This window comes from Sodalis sp. RH14, from assembly GCF_047324285.1.
Taxonomy (GTDB): Bacteria; Pseudomonadota; Gammaproteobacteria; order Enterobacterales; family Enterobacteriaceae; genus Acerihabitans.
In genome coordinates this window covers 305,783-323,556 of sequence record NZ_CP178739.1, presented here as the reverse complement: position 1 = coordinate 323,556, position 17,774 = coordinate 305,783, and the positions used below count along the sequence as shown (strand labels likewise).

Below are 17,774 nucleotides of genomic sequence, written 5' to 3'. Positions count from 1 at the left end.
CTGCAGACGTTTCTTCTTTTATAAAAACAGTGAATGGCAAGTATTCATTCCGATGTCATCTTATTTTAACCCCACTGTCATCTTGCGCCGCCATCATGCTATGCAATGTCGTAACGGAAGCGTTGCCGTATGTTATGCCGCCACACCGCGCCATCCCGTTATTGCATACCCACTGTCCGCCGCCCCGTGGAGATTTTTATTATGATGCAGTTATCTAGACATCCGACCAGTTATCCCACGCTTTATCAGCATATCGCCGCGCAGCTGGAGCAGGAGCTGCGCACGCAGTACCGCAGCGGCGAATATTTGCCGTCGGAGCAGCGCCTGGCGCAGCGCTATCAGGTTAACCGCCACACCCTGAGGCGCGCGGTGGATCAACTGGTGGATCGCGGCTGGCTGCAGCGTCGGCACGGTATCGGCATCCTGGTGTTGATGCGGCCCTATGACTATCCGCTGCATGCCCAGGCGCATTTCAGCCAGAACCTGCTGGATCAGGGCAGCCACCCCACCAGCGAACTGCTGCTGGCGGTGCTGCGACCGTGCAGCGTGCCGGTGGCGGACGCGCTGTCGTGCCAGGCCGGCGCAACCGTGATTCATTTACGCACGCTGCGCCGGGTCAACGGCGTGCCGCTCAGCGTTATCGACCACTATCTGCCGGACCTGGCGTGGTGGCCCGAACTGCAGCAGTTCGCCAGCGGTTCGCTACATGAATTTATCACTACGCGCCTGGGCGAGAAGCTGGTGCGCAGGCAAACGCGCATCAGCGCGCGGCGGGCCCAGACCAAGGAAAGCCAGCTTCTGGAGGCGGCCCATCAAATCCCGCTGCTCTGCGTGCGCACGCTCAATACCCGCGGCGACAGCGACCGGATAGCGGAATACTCCTTTACCCTGGCGCGCGCCGATATGATTGAACTGACGATGGAGCACTGAATGTTTACCTTACAGCAAAGACAGCGCTGGATGTCGGTACTGGCGTCCTCCCCCGCCGCGGAAGTGCGGGCCGGCTGGCAGAGCCTGGATCTTAACGTCCCGTTTGACATTATCCGCGCGCCGGAAACCGGGCTTACCCAGCTTGTCGCGCGCATGGGCGCCACAGGACGCCGTTTTGTCCTGGGCGACATGACGGTAACGCGGGCCGTGGTCCGCCTTGGCAGCGGCACCTATGGCTACAGCTACGTGGCCGGTCGCGATAAAGCCCATGCCGAGCTGTGCGCCCTGGCGGATGCCATGCTGCAACGGGCGGAGCATCATGAACGCCTGCATCGGCAATTAATCGAGCCCCTGTCCGCCCGGCGGCAAGAGCAACACCAATTACGGGCGCGTGAAATCGCCGCCAGCCGCGTGGACTTCTTTACCCTGGTGCGGGGGGATAACTGATGACGCTGCTGCCAGGATTTACCCAACCGGTGCACCAGTCCCAGCAGGCTTTTCGCCTGATCCTCAAAGCCCTGAGCGAACCCGGCTCCCGGGTGACCCTGCCGGTAAAGGACGGGTGGCATCCGCTCGGCAAGGCCGCCACCGGCGTACTGCTGACGCTGGCCGATGGGGAAACGCCGCTCGCCATCTGCCCGGCATTGGGCAGCGACGCCGTTATCAACAACCTGCGTTTCCATACCGGCGCGCCGCTGGCCGCACGCCCGGCGCTCGCCAGCCTTGCCGTATTCGATAACCGGCTTACCGCCGCGCAGCTCCAGGCGCTGGCGCACGGCACTGAAATTTCGCCCGAGCTCGGCGCCATGGTGGTAGTGCAAATCGACAGCCTGGACGATGGCGTACCGCTGCGCCTGAGCGGCCCGGGCATAGAGCATCCGCGCCGGGCGGCCCCGGCGCTGCCGGCGCCGCTGCTGGATTACCTGATCAACCGGCCACAGCGTTTCCCGCTTGGCCTTGATTTCCTGCTAGCCTGCGAAGACGGCCTGATGGCCATTCCCAGGACCACCCATGTGGAGGTGTGCTGATGTATGTTGCGGTGAAAGGCGGGGAAAAGGCGATTGATGCCGCCCATCAACTACAGGAACATCTGCGTCGCGGCGACGACGCGATCCCGGCGATCGGCTGCGGGCAGATCGATCAACAGCTCGGCCTGGCGGTGGATCGGGTCATGACCGAAGGCGGCATCTACGATCGGCAACTGGCGTCGCTGGCGATAAAACAGGCCAGCGGCGATCTGGTCGAGGCCATCTTCCTGCTGCGGGCTTATCGCACCACCTTGCCTCGCCTGGCGGTGAGCGAACCGGTCGCCACGGAAAAAATGCGCCTGGAGCGCCGCATTTCGGCGGTTTATAAAGATCTGCCCGGCGGACAGGTGCTCGGGCCGACCTATGACTATACCCACCGGCTGCTGGACTTCGCCCTGCTGGCGGAGGGCGCGCCGGTGCCGGCCGCGCCGCGCGCCGACGCCGCGCTGCCCGATGAATGCGCCCATGTGTTCAGCCTGCTCGGCCAGCAGCAGCTGGCTCCCGGCGAACACGACGACGGCGCGGAACCGGACGATATCACCCGCCGTCCGCCCACCTATCCCAGCTCGCGCTCCGCCCGCCTGCAGCAGCTGGTACGCGGCGACGAGGGTTTTCTGCTGGCGCTAAGTTACTCCGGCCAGCGCGGTTACGGCCGCACCCATCCGTTTGCCGGCGAGATCCGCAGCGGCTACGCGACGGTCACCGTCGTGCCGGAAGAGCTGGGTTTTGCCATTGATATCGGCGAAATCCTGCTGACGGAATGTGAAATGGTCAACGGCTTTGTCGACCCCGCGGACCGGCCGCCGCATTTTACCCGCGGCTACGGGCTGGTATTCGGCCGCGCCGAGCGCAAGGCGATGTCCATGGCGCTGGTCGATCGCGCGCTGCAATGCGGCGAGTACGGCGAGCAGGTCGATAGCCCGGCCCAGGACGAGGAGTTCGTGCTGGCCCATGCCGATAATGTGGAGGCGGCGGGATTTGTTTCCCATCTCAAGCTGCCGCACTACGTCGATTTCCAGGCTGAACTGGAATTGCTTAAACGCCTGCGCCAGGAATTTGTCCACGGCGCCGGCACCGGATCGGAGAACCCCCATGAGTGAGACATTGGCCGGCTATAATCCGGGCTATCTCGACGAACAAACCAAACGCATGATCCGCCGCGCCATTCTCAAGGCGGTGGCCATTCCGGGCTACCAGGTGCCGTTCGGCGGGCGTGAAATGCCGATGCCCTACGGCTGGGGCACCGGCGGGGTCCAGCTCACCGCCAGCATTATCGGCCGCAACGATGTGCTGAAGGTGATTGACCAGGGCGCGGACGATACCACCAACGCGGTGTCGATCCGCCGCTTTTTCCAGCGGGTGGCGGGCGTCGCCACCACCGTGCGCACGACCCAGGCCACGCTTATCCAGACCCGCCACCGTATCCCGGAAACGCCCCTGGCGGCGGACCAGATCCTGATTTACCAGGTGCCGATCCCCGAGCCGCTGCGCTTTATCGAACCGCGCGAAACCGAAACCCGTAAAATGCACGCCCTGGAAGAATACGGCGTCATGCAGGTCAAGCTGTACGAGGATATCGCCCGTTACGGCCATATCGCCACGACCTACGCTTATCCGGTGAAGGTGAACGATCGCTATGTCATGGATCCCTCGCCGATCCCCAAGTTCGATAATCCCAAAATGCATATGATGCCGGCGCTGCAGTTGTTCGGCGCCGGCCGTGAAAAACGCATCTACGCCCTGCCGCCCTTTACCAAGGTCAAGAGCCTGGATTTCGATGATCATCCCTTTAGCGTGCAGCGCTGGGAACAGCCCTGCGCGCTGTGCGGATCCCGCGCCAGCTACCTGGACGAGGTGGTGCTCGACGACGCGGGCAATCGCATGTTTATCTGCTCCGATACCGATTTTTGCCAGCAGCAGCTGGCGCAACAGCCACAGGGGAATCCCGTATGACCTCCGTATCGCTTTCCCCGACGCCGCTGCTGTCGGTTGAGCGCCTCACGCATCTCTACGCGCCGGGAAAAGGCTTCAGCGACGTCTCGTTCGATATCTATCCCGGCGAGGTGGTCGGCATTGTCGGCGAGTCCGGATCGGGCAAAACCACGCTGCTGAAAGCCATTTCCGCGCGGCTCACGCCGCAGGAGGGCAGGATAACCTATTGTCCGGCCACCGGTCCGGGGCGCGACCTGTACGCCATGGCGGAAAGCGACCGCCGCCGCCTGCTGCGCACCGAATGGGGCGTGGTGCACCAGCATCCCCTCGACGGGCTGCGCCCGCGCGTCTCCGCCGGCGGCAATATCGGCGAGCGCCTGATGGCCGTCGGCCAGCGTCATTATGGCGAGATCCGGCAACAGGCCGCCCACTGGCTGGAGGATGTGGAAATCCCGGCGGCGCGCATTGATGATTTGCCCACCACGTTTTCCGGCGGCATGCAGCAGCGGCTGCAGATCGCGCGCAACCTGGTCACCCGGCCGCGGCTGGTGTTTATGGATGAGCCCACCGGCGGACTGGATGTGTCGGTGCAGGCCAGGCTGCTGGATCTGCTGCGCGGGCTGGTGGTCGAGATGCAGCTGGCGGCGGTGATCGTCACGCACGATCTCGGCGTGGCGCGCCTGCTGGCCCATCGGCTGCTGGTGATGAAGGAAGGACGGGTGGTGGAGAGCGGACTCACCGATCGGGTGCTGGACGATCCCCATCATCCCTACACCCAGCTCCTGGTCTCGTCGGTCTTATCCTGAGACGGAGACATCTATCATGTGGAACCATCGGATGAATACGCAATTGCGGGTCGAACATCTCAGTAAAACCTTTGTGCTGCATCAGCAAAACGGCGTGCGCCTGCCGGTGCTGCGCGACGCCAACCTGACGGTCAAGGGCGGCGAATGCCTGGTGCTGCACGGCCATTCCGGCAGCGGCAAGTCCACCCTGCTGCGCTCGCTGTACGCCAATTACCTGCCCGACCAGGGCCATATCTGGATACGGCACCAGGACGGATGGCTGGATATGGTCCAGGCCGAGGCCCGGCAAATCCTGGCGGTGCGCCGCCATACCGTCGGCTGGGTGAGCCAGTTTTTACGGGTGATCCCGCGCATCAGCGCCCTGGACCTGGTGATGCAGCCATTACTGGAGCTGGGCGTCGAACGCGTGCAGTGCCGCGAGCGCGCCGAGGCATTGCTCGACCGGCTGAATGTGCCCCGCCGGCTTTGGCATCTGGCGCCCTCCACCTTTTCCGGCGGCGAGCAGCAGCGGGTCAATATTGCGCGCGGTTTTATCATCGATTACCCGGTATTGCTGCTCGACGAGCCCACCGCGTCGCTCGACGGCCGCAACGGCGCGGCGGTGGTCGCCCTGATCGAACAGGCCAAACAGCGCGGCGCCGCCATTGTCGGCATTTTCCATGACGACGCCGTCCGCCAGCGGGTGGCGGACCGGCTCTACGCTATGCAACCGTCTCATGAGGTGAATACCCCCGATGATCATTAATAACGTCAAACTCATATTAAAAGATGAGATTGTCAGCGGTTCGCTGGAGATGCGCGACGGCATGATTCTCAGCTACGCCGACAGCGCCAGCCAATTGCCCCAGGCGCTGGACGGCGAGGGCGGCTGGCTGCTGCCCGGGTTAATCGAACTGCATACCGATAACCTGGATAAATTCTTTACCCCGCGCCCGAATGTCGACTGGCCGGCGCATTCCGCCATGAGCAGCCATGACGCGCTGATGGTGGCCAACGGCATCACCACCGTGCTGGACGCGGTGGCGATAGGCGATGTGCGCGACGGCGGACACCGGGCCGGCACGCTGCAAAAAATGATCGACGCCATTGTCGCCAGCCACGCCTCCGGCGCCACCCGCGCCGAACACCGGCTGCACCTGCGCTGTGAATTGCCCCATAGCAGCACCCTTGGGCTGTTTGAGCAATTTATGGATCAGCCGGCGGTGGCGCTGGTGTCATTAATGGATCATTCGCCGGGCCAGCGCCAGTTTGTCTCGTCGCTGAAATACCGTGAATATACCCAGGGTAAATATCATCTCAGCGATCGGCAAATGGATGCCTTTGAACAGGAACAGACCGCCCTGGCCCTGCGCTGGTCGGCGCCCAACCGCGCGGCGATCGCCGCCCATTGCCGCCGGCGCAATATTACCCTGGCCAGCCATGACGACGCCACCGTGGCGCATGTGCAGGAATCGCGCGCCCTGGGCAGCGCCATCGCCGAATTTCCCACCACCGAGGCGGCGGCGCGCGCCTCGCACCGGCTGGGTTTGCAGGTATTGATGGGCGCGCCGAATATCGTGCGCGGCGCATCGCATTCCGGCAATGTGGCGGCCCATCATCTGGCCTCGATTGGGGTGCTGGATATCCTCTCCTCCGATTACTATCCCGCCAGCCTGCTGGACGCCGCGTTTCGCATCGCGGCGGATGAGACCAACGATTTTACCCTGCCGCAGGCGGTGATGCTGATGACCGGCAATCCGGCGCGGGCGCTGGGACTCGGCGATCGCGGCCTGATTGCCGAAGGCTTGCGCGCCGATCTGGTGCTGGCCCATCGCCATCACGGCCATGTGTCGGTGAAAAATGTCTGGCGGCAAGGGCGGCAGGTCTTCTGACCGCGGCCCCTTTCAGCCCGCGGCGGCGGGGCAGGCAGCGCCGATCCGCCGTGAAGAATGCGTTATTTTGACAGGAACCCAATTCATGACATCCCGGTCACAGCCGAAAATCGGCAACAACGTGATACTGAACAGCACCCGCCTCGGCCAGTATGTTCATCTGGCCGATGACGCCTTTCTCGAAGAGGTGGACATGGGCGATTACTCGTATACCGACGGCCATAACAAGATTTCGTACGCCACCATCGGTAAATTCGTCTCGATTGCCTCTTATGTGCGCATCAACCCGGGCAACCATCCCACCTATCAGCGCATCGCCCAGCATCATTTTACCTATCGCAGCTCGGCATATGGACTGGGCGCCGACGACGAGGCGTTTTTCGACTGGCGGCGCGAACGGCATGTCACCATCGGTCATGATGTGTGGATCGGCCATGGCGCCACCATTATGCCCGGGGTCACCATCGGCAACGGCGCGGTCATCGGCACCGCGTCGGTGGTGACCAAGGACGTCGCGCCCTACGCGATTGTCGCCGGCGTACCGGCGAAACCCATCGGCAGCCGTTTTGCCGCGACGCTGATTGAACGTATCGAGCGCAGCCAGTGGTGGCATTGGGATCATGAGACGCTGCAACAGCGCCTGGCGGATTTTCGCGATCTGGACAGTTTTATCGCGCGCTATTTGTAGTTCACCACGGTAGGGGTTTTCCCTGATAATCCAGGTAAAGATGTTGTCCGCTATGGCGATAATGCTCCACTACGTCCGCCACGCCCGTGACGCTCGTCAGCACGTCTATTTCCGCGGCCACCCTGCCGTCCAGCGTGCCCATTGCGGTGGCGGCCCATCCCGGATGCAGCGAAAGCACGGTAACGCCCCGCGCCTTTTGATCGGCATAGATACCACGCGCTAACATATTCAACGCAGCCTTGCTCGCCCGGTACAGCTCCAGGCCGCCCTCCACATTGCCGGCGATACTGGCGCGGTGAGACGACATAAACGCCAGCGTGCCCCTTTCGCGCAGGAAAGACAGCAGACTACGGGCCAACCGGGCAGGGCCAAAGGTATTGGTCAGCATAATCTGCATCATCTCCTCATCAGTGGCCTCCAGCACTGACTGATGTAAGGCGCCGTAAATACCCGCATTGAGATATATAACGTCAAACTTGCGTTCTCCCAGCGCGGTTTTAAGCTCCTCGATCTGTTCGCGGTCGGTAACGTCTATATAGCCGATGGCCAGTCTGGCCGGATCGGCTACCGCAATACGTTCAAGCGACGTGGTATCGGCGCCGGGAAACGCCGTCACAAACAGCCGCCACCCCCGTTGGAAAAATTGTTCCGCCAGGCCAAGGCCCAGTCCGCGTTCCGCCGCGATGATCAGTATGTCTTGGTTGTTCATTTGTTTTACTCCCAAAAGTGTTTAACGTGCCGTATAACCGCCGTCGGCCATGATTAACGCGCCGGTGACAAAACTGGCGCGCGGCGACGCCAGCCAGGCGATGACATCGGCGATTTCCCCCGGCTGAGCCACACGGCCCAAGGCATGCAGATGACCGTAGCCGGCCAGGGTGGCGCGGCTATCCGCGACGATGCCGTTCAGGATGCCGGTTTCCACCACCCCGGGCGCCACAGCGTTTACGCGGATGTTGTGGGCGCCGTATTCAAGCGCCATCACTTTGGTTAGCTGCGCGATAGCCCCCTTAGAGGCGGCATACGCGGCAGTGCCGGCCATACCGATTACGCTGACCACCGACGCTACGTTTACAATAGCGCCCTGCTCCTGCGCCGCCATCACCCGCAGCGCCTCGCGGGAATGCAAAAAACAACCGCGCGCGTTGACGGCCAGGATCTGGTCCCATTCTTGCGCGCTGGTGTCGGCCACGGATTTGTTCAGCGTGCGCCCGGCGTTGTTCACCAGAATATCCAGCCCGCCAAACTGCTCTTGCGCTAACTTTATCGCCTGCTTTGCCGTGGCTTCCTCGCTGACATCCGCCACCAGCGTCACAATGTGGCCGGCTTGTTCTAGATCCCTGACCTCGGGATTAATATCTTCCGCTACGATGCGAACGCCATGGGCCAGCAGCAGCGCCACGGTGGCGCGGCCGATATCCCCCGCCGCGCCGGTAACAATGGCAACCCGTTCCCTCAGGCCTTGGGTGGTATCTATAGACATAATGTTTACCCTACGATGGGCGGTAAGGAACCCAGTGTCCCTTTCTCGCCAGATGGCTGATTGAGGCCTATTGTAAAAATTGCCGGCGAGGGAAATAATGCCCAGGCCTCTAAATAAATTGCCTATTCCTATCGCAATAAGGTAAAAAAAGAGCAATAATTTTGAAATAATCCAGTAAAAACCTGGATATATGAGAGAAATATGCTTTTTACCACACACTCCCTAGGCGGGGAAATAGTCGGCCACCTTCTGCGCCTGGCGTCCAATCCGGGTTACAACCACTCATTGCTGCCCGGTGTACGCTTGCTACGCGCCAACGCCGCACTGGAACGTACCCCCGTCTTGTATGAGCCCTGTATTGTATTTGTCTGCCAGGGGCGCAAACGCGGTTTTCTCGGTGACGCCGTGTTTGTCTATGATGCCCGGCACTATCTGGTGCTGTCGGTTCCCCTGCCCTTTGCCAGCCAAACCGAGGCCAGCGCCGATGAACCCATGCTGGCGATATCCATGAAACTGGATTTCAAACTGCTGGCGGAGGTAATGCTAACCCTGTCCCGGCAAAAACCCGCAGGGTATGCGGCTCCCGCCAGTATGGTGTCTACGCCTATCGATGAAGCGTTAAGCGAAGCGATATTGCGGCTGGTGAAAATCCTCGGTTCCGCACTCGACTGTCAGGTGCTGGGTGAAGGTATAATCAAGGAAATTTATTATCGGGTATTGCTGGGGGAACAGGGGGAAGCGCTGCGCGCCGCGCTGGACAACCAGGGGCATTTTGGGCAAATAGCCAGAGCGATGCAAAAAATACAGCAGCAGTTCTCCGCGCGCATTGATGTGACCGAACTGGCCGCAAACGCCGGCATGAGCATTCCCGCTTTTCATGCCCATTTTAAAGCGGTGACGCAAAGCACGCCGATGCAGTATCTTAAATCCACTCGTTTGCACCAGGCCCGCCTGTTGATGGTGCGCTCAGGCCTGAGCGCGGCGGAGGTCGCTATCCGGGTCGGTTATGAAAGCCCATCACAGTTCAGCCGGGAGTTTAAACGGTTGTTCTCACGCAGCCCACGCCAGGAAGCGGTGCGCATGCGCGACCTGCTGCAGGTCAAAGCCGCGCTGGCATGGCCGGATTATATCACCCTGGAGGAGTAATCTGGCCAGGCTTTATCCCCCGGGTGTTGGCGCCTGGGGGTTTAACGCACCGAGAAATTCAACCAGCTTTTTTGCCGCTGGGGTAAGATCGAGGCGCGAGCGCATGGCGATCCTCAACTGCCGCCGGGTCCAGTTTTCGTCCAGCGGGATAAAGGCCACGCCGTCGTCCGGCCCGTTCGCCGCCATGGCGATGGGCAATATGGCAATTCCCGCGCCGCCGGCCACCATGCGCCGGATATTATCCAGGCCGCGCACCCGGGCCCGCAGCCGCAGGGTTTTACCGGCGCGGATCGCGTGTCCTTCGATATGCCGCGCCAGCGCGCTGTCTTCCGGCAGGCCGATAAACTCATGGTCCAGCGCCTCGCTGAAGCTGACCCGCCGACGCCGTTCCAGCGCATGTCCCGGCGGCACCGCCAGCACTAAACAATCCTGCCTGAACGGCAGGATTTCCAGCCCGCTGAAATCCGCATGATCCGCCGCGATACCGATATCCGCCGCGCCGCACGCCACCGCGCGGGTAATCTCCTCGCTGGGCAGTTCATCGAGCTCAATATCCACGCCGGGATGCAGCCGCAGGAAATCACACAGCGGCCCGGGCAAAAACTGCCCCAGCGCCACGGTGTTCGCCAGCAGCCGCACCTGCCCCTTTATGCCTTGGGTAAAGGCGCTTAATTCGCCCGACAGCTGCGCGGCGTGTCCCAGGATGATTTTTGCCCGGTCATAGACCACCCGTCCCGCCGGCGTGGCCGTGACGCCCCGGTGGCGGCGCGCCAGCAGGCGGACGCCCGCCTCCCGTTCCAGCCCGGCGATGCGGGCGCTGGCGGACGACAGGGACAGGCAGGCCCTGCCCGCGCCGGCGGTAATGCTGCCGGCGTCGACGACCCACACCAGCAGACGTAAATCGGTCAGGTCGAAATGCATGATATTACCTCCCTACCCGTGTGCGGCCTGGCGTCCAGCCTTCGGCAATAACGAAGGCCGACTTAAAAACATACGCATTGTGCCGCATCCTTTACGCGGCAAAAATAGAAGGACCCGCACTTTGAGAAAAAAGCTTACCATGGAACCGACGCTGTATATCCTGTTAATCGGGCTGATATTCCTGATCGCCGGTATGGTAAAGGGCGTGATTGGCCTTGGCCTGCCTACCGTTGCCATGGGCGTGCTGGGCGTGGTGATGCCGCCCGCGCAAGCGGCCGCGCTGCTGATTATCCCTTCGCTGGTGACGAATATATGGCAACTGTGCAGCGGGCCGCACCGGGCGCGTTTATGCCGCAGGCTTTGGCCGATGCTGCTGGCCGTATGCCTCGGCACCTGGTACGGCGCCGGCATGATGGCGGGCGCAATGGCGGCGTGGACATCGCTGTGGCTGGGGATCCTGCTGATGGCCTACGCGCTGGTCAGCCTGCTTAACCGGCAGGCGCGGGTGCCGCCCGCGGCGGAGAAATGGCTGGGGCCGCTGGCGGGAGGAATCACCGGCCTGGTAACCGGCGCCACCGGCGTGTTTGTCCTCCCCGCCGTGCCCTATTTAAATGCCCTGGCCCTGGCGCGGGACGAGCTTATCCAGGCGCTGGGGCTGTCGTTTACCGTCTCGACCCTGGCGCTGGCGGCCAGCCTCGCCTGGCATCATATGCTGCCGTTGCACGCGCTGGGCCTGTCGCTGCTGGCCGTTATTCCGGCGCTGGCGGGCATGTTTTTCGGCGCCTGGCTGCGCGCCGTCATCAGCCCCGGACTGTTTCGCCGCTGTTTTTTCCTGGGCCTGCTCGGCCTTGGCCTGGAAATCGCCTGGCAACATTTGCCTTAGGCCGCGCCGGCGCCGGATTCGTCGCCCCAGGCCCGGTTTTGCAGCACCAGCCGATAACCGTCATGATCCTGAAAGGTCTTGCCCGCCACGTCCCAGTACGGATTAAACGATACCACCCGCTCGAAACCCGCCTCGCCCAGACGCTGGCACGATCGCCGCCACCGCGCCTCATCCGGCAGGTAGAGCACCAGCAGATCTTCCGGCGTCGGCGCCGGTGGCACCGGGTGCTGTTCGCAAACGGTAAATTCAAAATGCCAGGGCAGTCCCTGCGCGCCGAGCATGACGCCGTTAAACCCATTATGGCCGGTAAAACTGCCCAGCACCCGCATGCCGAGGCCCGAGCAGTACATTTCCCTGCTGAGTTCAAGGTTGGTGACGGGGCGGGCGATGCGCATATGCGATGTGAGCATGGTAAGATCTCCGGGTTAAACAGGACCGTGGCCCCTGGCATAACTATCCTGATCTCACTGTAATACATAACCGCCGTCCGGGCATCATCTCCAAACCGGATTGTTTACCCGGATAACGCTAGCCGCCCGGGACGACTTACGGACGCTCCCGGGCGGTATCGAAAGTCGCCCGTGCCTGGCGAAACCGGTCGGCATTCTCCACCACCCATAACCACAGCGGTATCATTTGCCCCAGCAACTGCCTGCCCAGCTCCGACAGCTCATACTCCACGCGCGGGGATTTCTCAAAATAGTCATAACGCAGCACCAGCCCGTCGCGCTCCAGCTGCCGCAGCGAGCGGGTCAGCATACGCTGCGTCACCCCGCCCATGCGCCTGGCTATCTCCGCATGGCGCAGCCGTCCCCCCACGCCCAGGATGTGTACGATGCCGAGCGACCAGCGGTTGCCGGCATGGGTCAGCACCTCGCGCTTTAAACCATCGTCGTCGTCGCTCAACGCGTCGCACACGGCCTGCGACCGTGCAATCATATCGCTCATTTCCACATTGCCTCCCGGTATCACCGGTGTGCCTTCTTGTTCTTCATCATGGGAGATGTAACCCTGGTCGCAACTTAATAGGAGAAGTCCATGAACGTCAACCCTGAAAATACCCACGACGCTATCCTGGTGATCGGCGCCGGCGAGCTCGGCATGGCGGTGATCCGCAATTTGGCGCAGCGCGCCGCCTTATCCGCCGGCACCACCATCACCGTGCTGCTGCGCCAGGCATCCATACACAGCCGGGAACCAGGCAAACAACGTGATGTGGCCGAACTGCGCGCGCTGGGCGTACAGTTGCTCGCGGGCGATCTGCTCACCGCGACCACATCGGACCTGGCCGACCTCTTCCGGCCGTTTACCACCCTGGTGTGTTGCACCGGCTTTGCCGCCGGCGGCGGCACGCAGCTTAAAATAGCCCATGCGGTACTGGCGGCGGGAGTAAAACGCTATTTTCCCTGGCAATTCGGCGTCGATTACGATCTGATCGGCAAAGGCAGCGGCCAGGATCTGTTTGACGAACAGCTCGACGTGCGTCATCTCCTGCGGGCGCAAACGCGCACCGAATGGGTCATCGTTTCCACCGGCATCTTTACCAGCTATCTGTTCGAGCCGTCTTTCGGCATCGTGGATCTGGCGCACAACACCGTGCATGCCCTGGGCAGTTGGGATAACGCCGTTACCGTCACCACGCCCGAGGACATCGGCGTACTGACCGCGGCTATTCTGTTCGCCGCGCCGCGCATCGTCAACCAGGTGGTGTATATCGCCGGCGATACTCTGACCTATGCGCGGCTGGCGGATATCGTTGACGGCGTAACCGGCACCAAGGTTCGCCGTGTGACATGGGATATAGCGTACCTCGCCGCCGGACTGGCGCGTGAACCCGGGGATACGGTGCGCAAATACCGGCTGGCCTTCGCCAAAGGAACCGGCGTGGCATGGGATATGAACCAGACGTTTAATCATAAGCACCATATCGGCATGACAAGCGCAGAGCAGTGGGCGCGGCAAAAAATCAGCGGACAATCCCGCAGCGCTGGCGACGCGGCCTAAAGCGACCCGGCCTGGCCGATGTGTTCTCAATAACGCGCCCGGACGGTAGCGCCTGGCCGCGTAGCGGCCGGAATAACGCCCGGGTTTCCTCTTGCCATAGCATGCACAATGTCAGGCCTCCTGTTTCGCAACGTTGCGAAAATGACTCGGCGCCGTGCCGATAATGCGCTTAAAGGCGCGGCTGAAGGACGCCTCGGAGTCATATCCCAGCCGCTGGGCCACCTCGGAAATGCGCGCGGAATCGCGGATAATCCACTGCCGCGCCTGGTGCATACGCACCTGCGCGACATAGCGGGCCGGCGTTTCCCCAACGATGGCGGCAAACTTGCTGGCGAAGCTGGAGCGCGACGCGCCCATCACGCCGGCCAGTTCGGACAACGGCCAGTCACGGTGGGGCGCCGCGTGGATAGCCGCCAGCACGCGGCCGATTTCCGGGTTGCGCACCGCGGCAATCCATCCCGCCGCGCTGCCGCAGCCGTGTTCTACCCAGGCGCGGATAATCTGCGCGGCCAGGACATCGGCCAGGCGCGTTACCATACCGCACGCGCCCACCCGGTTCATCGCCACCTCGCAGCCCATGGCCTCCAGCAAAGGCACGATCGCCGGCTCGTTACGCATCAGCTCATGGGCGCGCATCATATCGGGCATCATGCGCAGCAAAGGATGCAGGCTATCAAGATTAAAACGCATGGAACCGTAGAACAGCACGCAATGCTCGCCTTCCTCGCCGGCGTTTAAATCGAAGAAATTGCCGGTAATCGATTGACACTGCCAGCGGGGAAAGGCTTGCGGCGCCACGCCCGGGGCGCTTGCCAGCGCGTGCGCGCTGCCGCGCGGCAACAGCACCGCGTCGCCCGCGTTCAGCTCTTCCCATGCGCCGGCCGGGGTCTGCAGCCAGCAGCCTTTTTCCGCCACGAACAGAAAACAGGCGTCCTGGCGGGCCGGAAACGCAAAGGCCCAGGGCGCGGCAAGTCGGCAGCGGCCATATTCCACCCCGTCCAGGCGCAGTCCCCGCAGCATATCGGTTAAAGGATCGTTTAACGGCGGCGCGCCAGATTTGGACGAATTGTCAAGCATTACGGGTTTCCTAGCATGGATGTTCCAACTCTTCAACTGTACCATCCGGATCATACCTTGCAAAGAATCTCGTGGAGTCTCCATGTCAGAAAAGTCCTGTACCGGTGATGAAAGCTTGTCATGCCCTGGGGCGCGTACCGATAACGGGCGCTCCGCCGCGGCCTGGAGCGCGGTGGTTTCACTGTCGCTCGGCGTATTTGCCCTGGTGACGGCGGAATTTTTACCCGCCAGCCTGCTGACGCCGGTCGCCGCCGATTTGGGCATTTCGGACGGTGCCGCCGGGCAGGCGGTAACGGCGACGGCGCTGGTGGCCGCCATCGCGGGCCCCGCGGTGGTGCTCGGCACGGGCAAAGTGGACCGGCGCATGGTCGTCTGGGGGCTGGCGCTGCTGCTGGTGCTGTCGAATCTGCTGGCCGCCGTCGCCGCCAATATCTGGGTGCTGATCGCAGCCCGGGTGCTGCTCGGCATTGCCCTGGGCGGCATCTGGTCGCTGGCGGCCGCCATTGCCCTGCGCCTGGTGCCGGCCCGGTTATTGCCGCGGGCCATGATGATTATTTTTACCGGCGTTTCGGCGGCCACGGTTTGCGCCCCGGCGCTGGGCGCCTATCTGGGCGATATCCTGGGCTGGCGCGCCACTTTTCTGGCGGCCGCCGGCATCAGCATCGCCGCCTTGCTGGCACAGCTGGTCACCCTGCCCCGGCTGCCGCCGGCGGATGTGCCGAGCCTCGGGACATTTTGGCTGCTGCTGCGCCGCCCGGGCATCCGCATCGGCCTGGTTACCGTGATATTCGTCATCTCGGGGCATTTTGCCGGCTTTACCTATGTACGCCCTTTCTTGGAACAGGTGCCGCACTTTGACGTGCGCATGATTTCCCTGGCGCTGCTGGCCTTCGGCATCGGCGGGTTTTTCGGCAATCTCGCCGGTGGCTTTATCGCTGAACGCAGCGCCCGCCTGGGCGTTGGGCTGGCGGCGCTCCTGCTCAGCGTCATGGCAGCATTACTGCTTGCCTACGGCGCGTTGGCCGGGCTGGCTTTTGCCGCCACGGCGACCTGGGGTTTTGCCTTTGGCGCGCTGCCGGTAAGCTTCCAGACCTGGAACACGCTGGCCGCGCCCGATCATGCGGAAACCGCCGGCGCCCTGCTGGTGACGACGTTCCAGATCGCCATCGCGCTGGGCGCAGTGGCGGGCGGCCTGTTGGTGGACGGCTTCGGGCCGCCGGGCGCCATCGCCTACAGCGGCCTGACGCTGCTGGCCGGCGGCCTTATCATGCTGATCGCGGGCCGGCGCAGCGAGCAGCGGCCGGCGTAAAGCGTCGCAATTTTATACCGCTAAACAGCCATGGCTATAAAATATAGCCATGGCTATACTTAATCCCATGTTTTTATTGTCTTTTTTTTCCTGCGATAACGCTGTATCATCCCCTCTTTCACTGATTAACCGGTATGCGCCCGCCGCGCAGGACGAACAGCGGCAGGATCGATGCCAGGCACCACCCGGTAATAATAATGAATATGTACGCCACCATGATCCTCGCCTTCGCCATGTCGATGGACGCCTTTGCCGCCTCCATCGGCAAAGGGGCGACGCTTGAACGCCCGGGGCTGAAAGAGGCGCTGAGAACCGGCGCCATCTTTGGCGCGGTGGAAGCGATCACGCCGGTAATCGGCTGGATAATGGGCATTGCCGCCAGCAAATACATCGTCGCCTGGGATCATTGGATCGCCTTCATCCTGCTGGGTATCCTGGGCGGCAGAATGATGATTCACGGCTGTTTTAACAAAACCACCGACGATCTGCCGCCGCGCAGAAAACACAGTTTCTGGCTGCTGGTCACCACGGCCATCGCCACCAGCCTGGATGCCATGGCGGTAGGGGTCGGCCTGGCCATCCTGCAGGTGAATATCGTCACCACGGCGCTGGCCATAGGTACGGCAACGCTGGTCATGACCTCATCCGGCGTGCTGCTTGGCCGCTTCCTGGGCCCGGTCATGGGTAAATGGGCCGAGATCCTGGGCGGCATGGTGCTGGTCGGCATCGGTTGTCATATCCTGATCGAGCATCTCGGCCTGTTCAGCTAAACCGCGGCGCCTTATGCGCCGAAGCCATGGGGGCCGAGGGCCTCGACCAGGTAATCGACAAAAGACTGGATCCGGGAAGACAGCGCCGTATTACGATAATACACCGCATTAATCGGCTGGCGGACATCCAGCGTCTGCCGCTGAAACAGTTGACACAACCTCCCCTCCCGCCGATCCGCGCACGTCATAAAATCCGACAGGCAGGTGATACCGGCGCCATTGAGCGCCAGTTGCCGCAATGTTTCGCCGCTGGACGCGCGGATGGACGGCTGGATATGCAGCGGCAGCCCGCTGTCATCGGGCAGCGGCCATTCATTCAGCGCCTCGGGTTGGTTAAAACCCAGCAGGGTATGCCGGGATAATTCCGCCACGCTTGCCGGCGTGCCGCGCGCGGCCAGATAAGCGGGACTGGCGAGCACGCGGATGCGGCTGTTGCCGATAAGCCGGGCGTGCAGCGTGGAATCCTTCAGCCGCCCGATGCGGATCGCCAGATCGGTGCGTTTTTCCAGTAAATCGATAATGCCCTCATTGCTGTTCAGCTCCAGCGCCACCTGGGGATAGCGCTCACAATACCCCGCCACCAGCGGCACGATGACGTGCAGCATAAACGGCGAGGCGGCATCCACGCGCAGCAGCCCGGACGGCTGGTTACGCCGCATGGACAGCAATTCCTCCGTCTCCTCGACGGCGCGGACGATATCCCGGGCGCGCTCGAGAAAGGCCCGGCCCTCCTCGGTAAGTTCCAGCCGGCGCGTGGTGCGCCTGAGCAGCGTGGTGCGCAGTTTCTCTTCCAACCGCCCGAGGGTGCGGCTGGTGGCGGAAATGGTTTGATCCAGCTGCGCGGCGGCGGCGGTAATGGAACCGCTGTCCACTACCGCGATAAACGCCTGCATTTCATCAAGAGTCGTTTTCATATTTGATTAATT

21 protein-coding genes are annotated in these 17,774 nt (G+C 62.4%); 14 read left to right on the top strand and 7 right to left on the bottom strand.

The window, feature by feature from the left end:
- Positions 1-204: 204 nt before the first annotated feature.
- The 9 genes from phnF (at position 205) to ACL2XQ_RS01390 (ending at position 7,255) form a co-directional block, all read left to right on the top strand.
- Entirely contained in the window at positions 205-930 is a 726-nt protein-coding gene (phnF, locus tag ACL2XQ_RS01430) for a phosphonate metabolism transcriptional regulator PhnF (RefSeq protein WP_410016653.1), read from the top strand.
- The gene (gene phnG / locus ACL2XQ_RS01425; RefSeq protein WP_413739978.1) at positions 931-1,377 is read left to right on the top strand and encodes a phosphonate C-P lyase system protein PhnG; all 447 of its coding nucleotides are present in this window, start codon (positions 931-933) and stop codon (positions 1,375-1,377) included.
- Positions 1,377-1,958 carry a phosphonate C-P lyase system protein PhnH gene (gene phnH, locus ACL2XQ_RS01420; RefSeq protein WP_413728987.1) on the top strand — a complete coding sequence of 194 codons (582 nt, stop codon included), beginning with the start codon at positions 1,377-1,379 and terminating at the stop codon, positions 1,956-1,958. Before phnG ends, phnH begins: the two co-directional genes overlap by 1 nt.
- Complete coding sequence (locus ACL2XQ_RS01415; RefSeq protein WP_410012440.1) at positions 1,958-3,058, top strand: carbon-phosphorus lyase complex subunit PhnI; 1,101 nt, start codon at positions 1,958-1,960, stop codon at positions 3,056-3,058. Before phnH ends, ACL2XQ_RS01415 begins: the two co-directional genes overlap by 1 nt.
- Positions 3,051-3,911 carry an alpha-D-ribose 1-methylphosphonate 5-phosphate C-P-lyase PhnJ gene (locus ACL2XQ_RS01410; protein ID WP_413728988.1) on the top strand — a complete coding sequence of 287 codons (861 nt, stop codon included), beginning with the start codon at positions 3,051-3,053 and terminating at the stop codon, positions 3,909-3,911. Before ACL2XQ_RS01415 ends, ACL2XQ_RS01410 begins: the two co-directional genes overlap by 8 nt.
- Positions 3,908-4,696: a phosphonate C-P lyase system protein PhnK gene (gene phnK, locus ACL2XQ_RS01405; RefSeq protein ID WP_413728989.1), complete on the top strand. Its 789-nt coding sequence runs from the start codon at positions 3,908-3,910 to the stop codon at positions 4,694-4,696. The genes ACL2XQ_RS01410 and phnK overlap by 4 nt, the downstream gene beginning before the upstream one ends.
- Positions 4,697-4,727: 31 nt before the next feature.
- Positions 4,728-5,441, top strand: coding sequence for a phosphonate C-P lyase system protein PhnL (gene phnL / locus ACL2XQ_RS01400; protein WP_413728990.1), 714 nt, complete (start codon positions 4,728-4,730; stop codon positions 5,439-5,441).
- Complete coding sequence (gene phnM, locus ACL2XQ_RS01395; RefSeq protein ID WP_413721954.1) at positions 5,431-6,567, top strand: alpha-D-ribose 1-methylphosphonate 5-triphosphate diphosphatase; 1,137 nt, start codon at positions 5,431-5,433, stop codon at positions 6,565-6,567. The genes phnL and phnM overlap by 11 nt, the downstream gene beginning before the upstream one ends.
- Positions 6,568-6,652: 85 nt before the next feature.
- Positions 6,653-7,255 (top strand): DapH/DapD/GlmU-related protein, encoded by a 603-nt coding sequence (locus ACL2XQ_RS01390; RefSeq protein WP_413739977.1) that lies wholly within the window; start codon positions 6,653-6,655, stop codon positions 7,253-7,255.
- A gap of 1 nt (position 7,256) precedes the next feature.
- On the opposite strand, the gene ACL2XQ_RS01385 is transcribed toward ACL2XQ_RS01390, so the two are convergent.
- Positions 7,257-7,964, bottom strand: coding sequence for an SDR family oxidoreductase (locus tag ACL2XQ_RS01385; RefSeq protein ID WP_413739976.1), 708 nt, complete (start codon positions 7,962-7,964; stop codon positions 7,257-7,259).
- Positions 7,965-7,985: 21 nt separating this feature from the next.
- The gene (locus tag ACL2XQ_RS01380; RefSeq protein ID WP_413727297.1) at positions 7,986-8,738 is read right to left on the bottom strand and encodes an SDR family NAD(P)-dependent oxidoreductase; all 753 of its coding nucleotides are present in this window, start codon (positions 8,736-8,738) and stop codon (positions 7,986-7,988) included.
- A gap of 201 nt (positions 8,739-8,939) precedes the next feature.
- On the opposite strand from ACL2XQ_RS01380, the gene ACL2XQ_RS01375 reads away from it, so the two are divergent.
- Positions 8,940-9,884: an AraC family transcriptional regulator gene (locus tag ACL2XQ_RS01375; protein ID WP_413739975.1), complete on the top strand. Its 945-nt coding sequence runs from the start codon at positions 8,940-8,942 to the stop codon at positions 9,882-9,884.
- A gap of 12 nt (positions 9,885-9,896) precedes the next feature.
- Here ACL2XQ_RS01375 and ACL2XQ_RS01370 read toward each other — a convergent pair whose 3' ends face one another.
- Entirely contained in the window at positions 9,897-10,805 is a 909-nt protein-coding gene (locus ACL2XQ_RS01370) for a LysR family transcriptional regulator (RefSeq protein ID WP_413739974.1), read from the bottom strand.
- Between the two features lie 139 nt (positions 10,806-10,944).
- On the opposite strand from ACL2XQ_RS01370, the gene ACL2XQ_RS01365 reads away from it, so the two are divergent.
- Entirely contained in the window at positions 10,945-11,688 is a 744-nt protein-coding gene (locus tag ACL2XQ_RS01365) for a sulfite exporter TauE/SafE family protein (protein ID WP_413740492.1), read from the top strand.
- Here the strand turns inward: ACL2XQ_RS01365 and ACL2XQ_RS01360 are convergent.
- Together ACL2XQ_RS01360 and ACL2XQ_RS01355 are read right to left on the bottom strand one after the other, a co-directional pair.
- Positions 11,685-12,098 (bottom strand): VOC family protein, encoded by a 414-nt coding sequence (locus tag ACL2XQ_RS01360; protein WP_410012450.1) that lies wholly within the window; start codon positions 12,096-12,098, stop codon positions 11,685-11,687. The two genes, ACL2XQ_RS01365 and ACL2XQ_RS01360, sit on opposite strands and share 4 nt — an antisense overlap.
- 136 nt (positions 12,099-12,234) lie before the next feature.
- On the bottom strand, positions 12,235-12,636 hold the full coding sequence (locus ACL2XQ_RS01355; protein ID WP_410012451.1) for a winged helix-turn-helix transcriptional regulator: 402 nt from the start codon (positions 12,634-12,636) through the stop codon (positions 12,235-12,237).
- Positions 12,637-12,726: 90 nt separating this feature from the next.
- Here ACL2XQ_RS01355 and ACL2XQ_RS01350 point away from each other — a divergent pair, with 90 nt between their 5' ends.
- Entirely contained in the window at positions 12,727-13,692 is a 966-nt protein-coding gene (locus ACL2XQ_RS01350) for an aromatic alcohol reductase (RefSeq protein ID WP_413731425.1), read from the top strand.
- Positions 13,693-13,803: 111 nt separating this feature from the next.
- Here the strand turns inward: ACL2XQ_RS01350 and ACL2XQ_RS01345 are convergent, their stop codons facing one another.
- Positions 13,804-14,769 (bottom strand): AraC family transcriptional regulator, encoded by a 966-nt coding sequence (locus ACL2XQ_RS01345; protein ID WP_413727300.1) that lies wholly within the window; start codon positions 14,767-14,769, stop codon positions 13,804-13,806.
- Between the two features lie 82 nt (positions 14,770-14,851).
- Between ACL2XQ_RS01345 and ACL2XQ_RS01340 the strand changes: the two genes are divergently transcribed.
- Both ACL2XQ_RS01340 and mntP read left to right on the top strand, forming a co-directional pair.
- Positions 14,852-16,078 carry an MFS transporter gene (locus ACL2XQ_RS01340; protein ID WP_410012454.1) on the top strand — a complete coding sequence of 409 codons (1,227 nt, stop codon included), beginning with the start codon at positions 14,852-14,854 and terminating at the stop codon, positions 16,076-16,078.
- 197 nt (positions 16,079-16,275) lie between these two features.
- Positions 16,276-16,848, top strand: coding sequence for a manganese efflux pump MntP (gene mntP, locus ACL2XQ_RS01335; RefSeq protein ID WP_410012455.1), 573 nt, complete (start codon positions 16,276-16,278; stop codon positions 16,846-16,848).
- An 11-nt stretch (positions 16,849-16,859) separates the two neighbouring features.
- Here the strand turns inward: mntP and ACL2XQ_RS01330 are convergent, their stop codons facing one another.
- Positions 16,860-17,762, bottom strand: coding sequence for a LysR substrate-binding domain-containing protein (locus ACL2XQ_RS01330; protein WP_413731429.1), 903 nt, complete (start codon positions 17,760-17,762; stop codon positions 16,860-16,862).
- Between the last annotated feature and the right edge of the window lie 12 nt (positions 17,763-17,774).